At 69.6% G+C, this 9,651-nt stretch carries 12 protein-coding genes; 6 read left to right on the forward strand and 6 right to left on the reverse strand.

Annotated features, from left to right (window positions below):
- The first annotated feature begins 93 nt into the window (after window positions 1–93).
- Entirely contained in the window at window positions 94–2,271 is a 2,178-nt protein-coding gene (locus tag ACQE3C_RS08220) for a HelD family protein (protein ID WP_434538714.1), read from the forward strand.
- Here the strand turns inward: ACQE3C_RS08220 and ACQE3C_RS08225 are convergent.
- Window positions 2,254–3,162, reverse strand: a complete 909-nt coding sequence (locus tag ACQE3C_RS08225; RefSeq protein ID WP_434538690.1) for a methylenetetrahydrofolate reductase — start codon at window positions 3,160–3,162, stop codon at window positions 2,254–2,256. The genes ACQE3C_RS08220 and ACQE3C_RS08225 overlap by 18 nt on opposite strands.
- Window positions 3,163–3,213: 51 nt before the next feature.
- Here ACQE3C_RS08225 and ACQE3C_RS08230 point away from each other — a divergent pair, with 51 nt between their 5' ends.
- A complete protein-coding gene (locus tag ACQE3C_RS08230) occupies window positions 3,214–4,338 on the forward strand; it encodes a polyprenyl synthetase family protein (RefSeq protein ID WP_434538691.1) in 1,125 nt (374 codons plus the stop codon).
- A gap of 22 nt (window positions 4,339–4,360) precedes the next feature.
- Here ACQE3C_RS08230 and ACQE3C_RS08235 read toward each other — a convergent pair whose 3' ends face one another.
- From ACQE3C_RS08235 to ACQE3C_RS08255, 5 genes are all read right to left on the reverse strand, one after another.
- Window positions 4,361–4,753: a hypothetical protein gene (locus ACQE3C_RS08235; RefSeq protein ID WP_434538692.1), complete on the reverse strand. Its 393-nt coding sequence runs from the start codon at window positions 4,751–4,753 to the stop codon at window positions 4,361–4,363.
- Complete coding sequence (locus ACQE3C_RS08240; RefSeq protein ID WP_434538693.1) at window positions 4,750–5,091, reverse strand: barstar family protein; 342 nt, start codon at window positions 5,089–5,091, stop codon at window positions 4,750–4,752. Before ACQE3C_RS08240 ends, ACQE3C_RS08235 begins: the two co-directional genes overlap by 4 nt.
- Window positions 5,088–5,693 (reverse strand): ribonuclease domain-containing protein, encoded by a 606-nt coding sequence (locus ACQE3C_RS08245; RefSeq protein WP_434538694.1) that lies wholly within the window; start codon window positions 5,691–5,693, stop codon window positions 5,088–5,090. The genes ACQE3C_RS08240 and ACQE3C_RS08245 overlap by 4 nt, the downstream gene beginning before the upstream one ends.
- Window positions 5,677–6,474, reverse strand: a complete 798-nt coding sequence (locus ACQE3C_RS08250; RefSeq protein ID WP_434538695.1) for a thiamine phosphate synthase — start codon at window positions 6,472–6,474, stop codon at window positions 5,677–5,679. Before ACQE3C_RS08250 ends, ACQE3C_RS08245 begins: the two co-directional genes overlap by 17 nt.
- 79 nt (window positions 6,475–6,553) lie before the next feature.
- Entirely contained in the window at window positions 6,554–6,802 is a 249-nt protein-coding gene (locus ACQE3C_RS08255; protein WP_434538715.1) for a 2'-5' RNA ligase family protein, read from the reverse strand.
- A gap of 40 nt (window positions 6,803–6,842) precedes the next feature.
- Here ACQE3C_RS08255 and ACQE3C_RS08260 point away from each other — a divergent pair, with 40 nt between their 5' ends.
- The 4 genes from ACQE3C_RS08260 to ACQE3C_RS08275 all read left to right on the forward strand — a co-directional run.
- A complete protein-coding gene (locus ACQE3C_RS08260) occupies window positions 6,843–7,343 on the forward strand; it encodes an NUDIX hydrolase (RefSeq protein ID WP_434538696.1) in 501 nt (166 codons plus the stop codon).
- Between the two features lie 72 nt (window positions 7,344–7,415).
- Window positions 7,416–7,850: a nucleotidyltransferase domain-containing protein gene (locus ACQE3C_RS08265; RefSeq protein ID WP_434538697.1), complete on the forward strand. Its 435-nt coding sequence runs from the start codon at window positions 7,416–7,418 to the stop codon at window positions 7,848–7,850.
- 19 nt (window positions 7,851–7,869) lie between these two features.
- The gene (locus tag ACQE3C_RS08270) at window positions 7,870–8,181 is read left to right on the forward strand and encodes a HepT-like ribonuclease domain-containing protein (protein ID WP_434538716.1); all 312 of its coding nucleotides are present in this window, start codon (window positions 7,870–7,872) and stop codon (window positions 8,179–8,181) included.
- A 264-nt stretch (window positions 8,182–8,445) separates the two neighbouring features.
- The coding region (locus ACQE3C_RS08275) for an IS110 family transposase (protein WP_434538698.1) at window positions 8,446–9,651 on the forward strand (1,206 nt) is incomplete at its 3' end.

The following is a 9,651-nucleotide window of genomic DNA, read 5'->3' on the forward strand; positions in this document are numbered from 1 at the left end:
AGCCGTTGCGAAGGACACGTCTTGCACCATCCAGAGTCACCGTCCACCGACACCTCAGCGTCCGAGGTCACCACCGGCGACCAGCACGACACGCTGGCCCGAGAACTCGCTGCTGAGCAGGCCCACGTCGACCGCGTCTACGAGGCCCTCGAGGTGGCGACCACGTCAGCCCGACAGGTCGCCGACGAGGGGCGTCGCCGCTACCAGACCGACCGTGGCGACTTCCTGCGCGAGGAGGACGGCACCGCCCTGTTCGAACGCGACGCCTTCGCCTACCAGTCGGCCAAGCGGCTGGCGACCCTCGACGCCGAACACGAGGGGCTGGTCTTCGGCCGGCTCGACATGAACCCGCCGGACACCCGCTACATCGGGCGCATCGGTGTGCGCGACGAGGACTACGAACCGCTGGTCATCGACTGGCGGGCACCGGCGGCCGAACCGTTCTACCGGGCCACCCCGACCAACCCGATGGGTGTGGTCCGCCGGCGAGTGCTGCGCTGCCGCAACGACCAGGTCGTCGGCATCGAGGACGACCTGCTCGACGACGACTCCCCCTCCGAACTGGTGGTGATCGGTGAGGGTGCCCTGATGGCCTCCCTGGCCAGGGCCCGCGGCGACGCGATGCGCGACATCGTCGCCACCATCCAGTCCGAACAGGACGAGGCGATCCGCGCCCCCTACCAGGGCGTGACGCTGATCGCCGGTGGTCCCGGCACCGGCAAGACCGTGGTGGCGCTGCACCGCGCCGCCTACCTGCTCTACACCCACCGCCGGCGCCTCGAGCGTGGCGGGGTGCTCGTGGTCGGCCCGTCGTCGGTGTTCATGAACTACATCGAGCGGGTGCTGCCCAGCCTCGGTGAGGACGCGGTCACCCTGCACGCCATCGGTGCCGTGGCCCGCGACGTGCTCGGCTTCACCACCGAACGCGTCGATGCCGCCGAGGCCGCCACCCTCAAGGGCAGCCTGCGGATGCTGCCGGTGCTGCGCGCCCTGGCCAATGAGCCGCTGAACGGCCTGCAGGAACCGCTGCGGGTGAGCGTCAAGGGTGAGGTGCTCACCCTGCAGCCCGACGAACTGGCGCGCATCCGTGAGCAGGTCCTGGAAACCAGGATGATCAACCGGGCCCGGCCGGCCGCCGAGAAGGCGCTGCTGCAGGCCCTGTGGAACCGCTTCACCAACGAGGCCGAACTCAGCCGTGAGGCCTTCGACGACCTGGCCGGTTCGCAGGCCTCGTTCACGATGTTCCTGCAGGCCTGGTGGCCGAGCCTCGAGGCCCGCGACATGCTGGTGCGGCTCAGCGACCGCGAACTGCTCGATCGGGTCGCGCCGAAACTCACCCCCCACGAACGTGACGTGCTCAGCAACTCCTACGACCCCGGGCTGCTCGAGCAGGTCTCGCGCGGCAAGGTCTCACCGTGGTCGGTGGCCGACATGGCGTTGATGGACGAACTGGTGGCGATCATCGGCCTGCCCGAGGCCGACCCCGAGGCCGATGCCCCGGTGTTCATCGAGGGCGGTGACGTGGCCGAACTGGTCAGCACCGCCGACCTGCTGAGCACCCAGCGCGAGGTCGACCCCAATGACGACCCGCAGCAGACCTTCGCCCATGTGCTGGTCGACGAGTGCCAGGACATCACCCCGATGCAGTGGCGCATGCTGCGCCGCCGCGGGCCGCAGGCCAGCTGGACCCTGGTCGGTGACATGGCGCAGGCCTCCTACCCGCACCTGGACGAGACCCGTCGGGCGATCGACGACCTGGTCGGGTCCGGCCAGCGCCGCGAGTTCCGGCTGACCACCAACTACCGCTCGCCGGCCGAGGTGTTCAGCCTGGCCGCCGACGTGATCAAGGCCGTGCACCCGGAGGCCGACCTGCCCCGGGCGGTGCGCTCGACCGGCGTGCACCCGGTGCTGGACTCGGTGGCCCCGGCCGACCTGGAGGCCCGGGTCGGTGAGCACCTGACCGAGTTGGCCGGGCAGGTCGAGGGCACCATCGGGGTGCTGGCCCCGCCCAGCCTGCTCGAGCAGGCCGCAGCCGCGGTCGAGCGGGCCGGCATGGCCGAACGGGCCCGGGTGGTCACCCCGCTGCAGGCCAAGGGCCTGGAATATGACGCGGTGGTCGTCCTGTCCCCCGACGACATCGTCCACGAAGCCCCCGGCCGGGAGCGCGTGCTCTATGTGGCGCTGACGCGCCCGACGCAGCGGCTGGTCACCATCGACCTCGACCGGGGTGCCCCGGCGCAGTGGCGCCAGGCGCTACCAGCGTCGGCCTGACAGCATCTCGAAGATGCGCGTGGTGGCCTTCGACCGGTTGAGCGTGAAGAAGTGCAGCCCCGGCGCACCGCCCCGCAGCAGGGTGACGGCCAGCTCGGTGCAGATGCGGGCACCGACCTTGCGCACCTCTTCGGGGTCGTCGGCGACGGCCATCAGGCGGTCGACCATGGTCTGGGGCAGGTCGGTGCCGCCAAGCATCCTGAACCGGTCGAGCTGGCCGATGGTGGACACCGGCATGATGCCCGGGATGATCGGCAGCTCGCAGCCCTCGGCGCGCACGGCATCGACTAGGTCGAAATAGTCGTCGGGTTCGTAGAACAGCTGGGTGATGGCATACTCGGCGCCGGCCTCGGCCTTGGCGGCCAGCACCCGCGCCTCCTGCGCCAGGCCACCGGATTCGCGAGGGGCGGTGTAGGCCGCCACCCCGACGCAGAAATCGCCGCACTCCTTCACCAGCCGGACCAGGTCGGTGGCATTGTTCAACCCCTCGGGATGGGCGACGAAGTCCTCCATCGCCCCGCCGGGCGGGTCCCCCCGCAGCGCCAGCACGTGGTTGACCCCGGCAGCGCTGTAGTCGTCCAGCACCTGGCGCAGCTGGGCGGCCGGCTGCTCGACGACGGTCAGGTGGGCGATGGTCTGCAGGGCGGTGCGTTCGATGATCTGCTTGGTGGTGCGGATGGTGCGTTCACGGTTGGAACCGTTGGCGCCGTAGGTGACCGACACGAAGTCGGGGTCGAGCGGCTCCAGCTTCTCGATGGCACGCCACAGCAGGTCCACCTCGTCCTCACTGCGCGGGGGCATGAACTCGAACGAGAACAGCGGTCGGTCGGCCTCACGCAGCAGTTGGGCGATGGTGGGACGATCGGTGGGCTGGTTCTCGGCAGGTGGCACGCCCTCCAGCCTAGGTGACCCACCACTGCCGCAGTGGCCTAGGCTCAGTACGTGGCACACCTACCCTTCACTGCATCAGAGCCGGTCAGCGGCGCTTTCCGTGACGCCGTCGGCGCCGCGATCACCGACTTCCTGGACCACAAGCGGGCCGCCACCGAGCAGATCGGCCCCGAGCTCGAACCGCTGCACCGACTGGCCGCGGAGTTCACCGCCGGCGGCAAACGGTTCCGTCCGGCGTTCTGCTACTGGGGCCATGTCGCGGTGGCCGGTGCCCCCGCCGAGGACGAGTGGCTGGTGCAGGCGGCCGCCTCGCTCGACCTGCTGCACGTCTCTGCGCTGGTCCACGACGACGTGATGGATTCCTCCGACACCCGCCGGGGTGTCCCGGCGGCCCACCGGCAGTTCGAGTCCTGGCATGCCGCCGAGGGTGGGCGTGGCGCCGCCGAGGCCTTCGGCCGGGCCGGCGCGATCCTGCTCGGTGACCTGCTGCTGGTCTGGAGCGCCGAGATGTTCACCAACACCGCCCTGCCGGCGGCGACCCGGGGGGCCGCCACCCGCCTGCTGGAGGCGATGCGCGCCGAGGTCACCTGCGGCCAGTTCCTCGATGTCGTCAGCCAGACCCGGCTGCTGGCCTCCAGCGACCCGCTCGACCCGGCCGGGCTGCAGGCCGAACTCGACCGGGTCTACCGGGTGACCGACTACAAGTCGGCGCGCTACTCGGTGCGCCACCCGCTGCAGATCGGTGCGGCGCTGGGTGGCGCCGAGGGCGACACCCAGGCGCTGCTGGCCGAGTACGGCTCACTGGTGGGCCGGGCCTTCCAGTTCCGTGACGACCTGCTCGGGGTCTTCGGGGACGAGTCGGTGATCGGCAAACCGGCCGGGGACGACCTGCGTGAGGGCAAGCGGACGGTGCTGGTCGCCCACGCCCTGGCCAGCGCCACCCGTAGCGACGCCGCCGAACTCGATGCGATGCTGGGTGACCCGGAACTGGCCGCCGACCAGGTCGACCGGGCCCGCGAGATCATCACCACCGCCGGCGCGGACCAGGCGGTGGAGGACGAGATCACCACCAGCGTGGAGCAGGCGATGTCGAAGCTGGAGCAGGCCTCACTCACCGACGAGGGCCGCGAGGCGCTGCGGGTGCTCGCTGCGTTGGTGACCAACCGCCGGTACTGAGTCGTCCCCGGCGTGGCCGGGGCTACTTCTTGCGGCGCTTGACCGGGGCCTTCTTCGCGGGCTGCTGCTCGTCGGACTGGTCATCGGCCGCGGCAGCGTGGTCGGCCGAGTCGTGCTCGGGGGCCGCGGCAGCGTGGTCGGCCGAGTCGTGCTCGGGGGCCTCATCAGTCGACCCGGCCTCGGTCGGCTCGACCTCGGCGGCCTTCTTCGCGCGCTGGCTGCCCCGCTTCACCGGCTTGTCCGACTCGGGGTCGGCCTTGCTGCGGGTGGGCAGCACGATGGTCTTGTCGTCCAGGTCGACCTGCATGGGGCCCCGACCACCCTTCTTGGTGGTGAACACGTGGACCTTGTCGAAGTCCTTCTGTTCGCGCCAGTGGCGGTCGTTGGGGTTGAAGATCTCGAAGATGTTGGTCATCGGGCCAGTACCACCGCAAAGTCGGGCTGCAGTGCGCAGCGTTCATTGAACATGCCCAGCAGTCCAGCCCAGGCGTGGGGGTGCGCCACGGCAAAGTCCTGCCAGCCGCGCCAGACCAGTGCGGTCGGCTCGGTGAAGTCAGTCAGGCAGTCCCAGGCGGCGTCCATGTTCTCGCCATAGTAGTCCGGGAAGTTCAACGCCCTGCCCAAGCGGCCGAGCACCTCCCGCCGATCATCGCCACCCTCGAGCAGTCCGAGCCTCCACTGCGCGCCGACCTGCTCAAACCAGGCGTCGTCGATCTCGAGCAGGTGCACGCCGGGCACCAGGGCCGCCCTCACAGCACCCTCCGGAAGGACTCGTAGTGGTCGTCGGTGTAGTAGATCGGGTGGCTGGTCGAGCAGGCGGTGGCCCGCACCGGGGTGGTCGAGGTCTGCTTGCCGCAGCCCCCCACCACGAAGCGCCGCGCCCCACGGTCCCGCGACCCGGGGGTCTCGACGGTGAACTCGCGGTAGTAGCCGTTGGGCTTGCTGGGCAGCAGCCCCTCACGGTTGCCGAAGACGGTGCCGTCCTTCTGGTACTCGAAGGGGCCGGACGCCATCAGCAGCCGGTAGACCTCCTGCGCCTCGGCCGGCAGGTCGGCCACCGCGATGACGGCCAACCCGTCAGCGTCGGTGCTCGGCACCGAAGAGGTGCTGGCGCGCCCGGCCGTCGAGGTGCGGGCCGCCGACGCCGGGGCCGTTGAGCCGGGGGCGGACGAGTCGGGGGCGGACGAGGACGCCGCCCCGGGCGCCGAGGAGGACTCGGTGGCGCTGGGGGTGGAGGGCTCCCCCACGGAACCGGGGTCGCGGAAGAAGTAGCCGGCCAGCAGCACCAGGAGGATGGCCGCCACCAGCATCAGCAGGCCCCTGCGATTGGTCAGCACGTCAGCGGGCACCCTCATCGGCTGCTCCGGCACCGTTGGGCGGGCCGGCCACGGTATCGGGGTTCAGGCTGGCGCCGGGGTTCAGGCTGGCGCTGCGGCCCGGCCCCCCCATCGCGCGGAACACGTAGTCGGCCATGTCGGGGCGCTGCTTCCAGTGGGTGCGCACCCGGGTGGAGAACTCGGCGGCCGCCGCGGCCGGGTCCTCGGCGGTGGTGATCGCCGACGAGACGGCCACCCGCACGGCTCCGGCGGCGAGCACCTCGTCCAGGTTGTCCAGGGTGATCCCACCGACGGCGAACCAGGGCACCGTCTTCTCGTCGTGCACCGGGAGCACCTCGGCGGCCTCACGCACCAGGTCGGGGCCGGGCACCTCGTTGCCGTACACCGGGCCGACGGTGATCCAGTCGGCCTTCTCTAGCACGGCATGGTCGAGCTGGGCACGGTCGTGCACCGAACGGCCGACCAGCGACCACTTCCCCAGCCGGGCCCGGGCATCACCCAGGTCACCGTCGGTCGAACCCAGGTGCAGCAGGTCGGCCGTGAAACCGGCCGCCACTTCGGTGTTGCGGCCCACGCACAGCAGCTTGCGGTGGTCGAAGGTGGGCTGGACCGCGGCGTCCAGCGCCTCGCGGAGGGCCGCGTCGTCCGCCTCGGGTGCCCGCACCTGGAGGATGTCGGCACCGGCGCGGAACATCTGGTCCAGGAAGTCGACGAAGGCTTCGGTGCCGCCGCGCAGGTCGGTGATGACCATGAGGCGGGCCATCGCCAGGTTGTCCTTGAGTCCGATCAGAGCAGTCACCCTGTCAGGATAGGACCCGGCGACCGGTTGTGGTGCGCGTTGGAGCGCCATCTGCAGCACAGCCGCAGGCGAACGGGCCCTAGTCGGGGAGCGGAAAGGTTTCCAGATTCTCGGCGGCGCCCTCGTCCCACCAAGTCAGCGTGATCTCGCTCGCGGTGGCGCGGATGGGCAGCAGTCCACGAATCTCGTCGAGCTCGGTGGCGCTGAGTTCGTGCCCGATCGAGAGATGCGGGGTGACCTCGTCGTACATTCCGCCGTAGGGCGGCCACTGTGGAAGGGCTTCGGCGAACAGCGCAGTGAGTCGCTTGAAAGGCTCAGCTGGCGACAGTCTGCTGCACGGTGAGGTCGGGTCGCGGCAGAATCATCCCGTGAACCAACAGATCCGGGACTGCGGCTACGACGACGACGGACTCTGGTTCCGCTACCGCGCGACGGCGATCATCCTGCACGACGGCAAGGTGCTGATGGCCCGCAACGAGACCAGCCCGTACTACTACTCCATCGGCGGCGGCGTCCACCACGGCGAGAGCGCGATCGATGCTGTGAAGCGCGAGGTGCTCGAGGAGACGGGCGTCGAGATGGAGGTCGATCGGTTGGCCTTCATCCACGAGAACTTCTTCCGTGACTCGATCACCCCCGGGCTCGAGGAACGCGACTGTCACGAACTCGCCTTCTACTTCCTCATGAAGTACGACCCCGCCGTACCGCTGAGCACCGAACCGAGCCTCACCACCTTGGGCGACGTCGAGTGGCACGAATGGATCCCGATCGACGAGTACGGCAAGACGACCACCATGTACCCGACCTTCTTCGGCGACGAACTGGCCGCGATCGGTCCACGCCCGAAGTGGATCACGACCCACGAGTAGGACTCAGCCCATGCCGGGGAGCGGGCGCTCCGATCCGTAATACGTATCAACGTCGCGTATTACACTAGCTGCGTGACGCAGATCGTTCCCGTGCGCATGGACGCCCACCTCCTGGCAGACATCGACAGGCGCGCGGCCATCGAGGCGACCAGTCGGTCGTCGGTGATCAGGGCCGCCCTCCAGGCGTATCTGGCAGGGGCGCCGCGCGGGGTGCTGAAGATCTCTGCCGACTCCCTGCGTCGGATCGCTGAGATCGGCGACCGGTACGGCCTCGCCTCGTTGGAGGTGTTCGGGTCAGTCGCCGCGGGGACGGCGACGCCGGCCAGCGACGTGGATCTGCTCTACGAGCTCCGACCCGGCAGGCGGCTGGGGTGGGAAATCGAGGACCTGACCGCGGAACTCGCCGAGGTGTTCGGCAGACCGGTGGATCTCGTGGCCCGCACCGCCCTCCACCCCCGCCTCAAGGACGCCGTCCTGAACCAGGCGCAGGCCATCTATGCGACGTGAGGCACTCCTGCTCGTGGAGATGATCGACGCGGCCAGGCACGCGATGACGTTGGTGGCGGGTCGGGACGGAGACGAGTTGTGCGAGGATCGCCTCCGACGAGACGCGCTGCTCTGGAGCTTCATGGTGCTGGGCGAGGCATCCTCGCAGCTCCCGGCGGAGTTCAAGGCGGACCACCCGGAGGTCAACTGGGCGCGCCCGGCGCAGCTCCGCCACCGGATCGTCCGCGGCTACTGGTCGATGGACATGGACGTCCTCATCACGACAGCCGAGCTCGACCTCCCGTCCTTCGTCGAGCGGCTTGAGGACGTCCTGAGGGAGATCGACGGCTGAGCTCACTGGTTGACCATTGGGGTGGACGAGGCGAATCGTCTTGTCTGCACCCCGGGTCCATCGGGCCACTGCCAGGCTGAGCGAGTCGCCCTTCGGGGACGACCTGGCTGAGAGTTGCAGGGCTCGGTGGCCCGGGACGCGCAGATCGGCCATAGGGCTATGCGCCAAGGACCCGGCAAGGTCCCGGAGCGCCTCAGTGAGCGACCGACCGTCACGTCCCGGACCGGAGTGCTGAATCCGTGGGCTGACGGAAGGAGCACTCTCATGATTGAGGCTACGCCCACCTACGCCGGGATCGACTGGTCCTGGCAGCACCACGCGCTGTGCATCGTCGACGACGACGGACAGCGCATCGAGGAAGCAACCGTGCCGCACACACGGCCCGGGTTGACCAAGATCACCACCCTGCTGCGTCGCCATGGCGTGGAACGGATCGGGATCGAGCGCGGCGACGGACCGGTGGTCGAGCACCTGATCCGCGACGGGTTCGAAGTCGTCGTGATCAGTGCACGGCAGGTGAAGTCACTGCGTGCCCGCTACGGCTCCGCGGGGAACAAGGACGACCGGTTCGACGCGTTCGTGCTGGCCGACGCGTTGCGCACCGACGCCGGTCGCTGGGCGATCGTGCAACCAGACAGCGAACAGACGATCGCGCTGCGGATGCTGGTGCGCGCCCGCCACGATCTGATCGATCACCGGATCGCCGTGCACAACCAACTGCTCGCAGTGCTGCAGCACAACTTCCCCGGCGCGATCGGCCTGTTCAGCCAGCTCGACATCCCCATCAGCCTGGCGTTCCTGCGCCGATTCCCCAGCGAAGCCAAAGCAGCCTGGCTCAGCGAGCTGCGGATGGCGCACTGGCTCAAGGCCAACGCATACTGCGGCCGCCACACCCCGACCCGGCTGGTCGACCACCTGCACGAAGCTGCGACCGGCCGCGTCAGCGGCGCGGCAGCCGAAGCCAGCGAGGTCATCGTGCTGACCCTCGTTGATCTGCTCGCCACCCTGCGTGATGAACAAGCCCGGCTCGAGGCCCGGATCAAGGAAGCACTCCTGGCTCACCCCGACGGCCCGATCTTCCAGTCCCTGCCCCGCGCCGGGACCGTCCGCGCAGCCACCCTGCTGGCCGAGATCGGCGACTGCCGGGCCAGGTTCCCCGACCCCCCAGCACTCGCCGCAGCCGCCGGCGTCGCACCATCGACCAGGCAGTCCGGCAAGCACCTCAACGTCGCCTACCGACGCGGCTGCAACAAACAACTCCGGGCAGCACTGGTCGACTGGGCCCAAGACACGCCCCGCGCGAACGCCTGGGCACGCGACACCTACGACCGCGCCCGAGCCCGCGGCTGCCGACACCCCCACGCAGCAAGAATCCTGGCCCAAAACTGGACCAGGATCCTGTGGCGCTGCTGGCACGACCACACGCCCTACAACCCCGACCTACACGGCCGACTCAACAGCCTCCTGACG

Source organism: Aestuariimicrobium sp. Y1814 (assembly GCF_050113895.1).
Lineage (GTDB): Bacteria > Actinomycetota > Actinomycetes > Propionibacteriales > Propionibacteriaceae > Aestuariimicrobium.

What these genes read in the sequence shown, in the direction of transcription:
- ACQE3C_RS08235 (WP_434538692.1), bottom strand. Translation starts at nt 4,753, where the DNA reads ATGACCAACATCTTCGAGATCTTCAACCCCAACGACCGCCACTGGCGC.
- ACQE3C_RS08245 (WP_434538694.1), bottom strand. Translation starts at nt 5,693, where the DNA reads ATGAGGGTGCCCGCTGACGTGCTGACCAATCGCAGGGGCCTGCTGATG.
- ACQE3C_RS08270 (WP_434538716.1), top strand. Translation starts at nt 7,870, where the DNA reads ATGATCGACGCGGCCAGGCACGCGATGACGTTGGTGGCGGGTCGGGAC.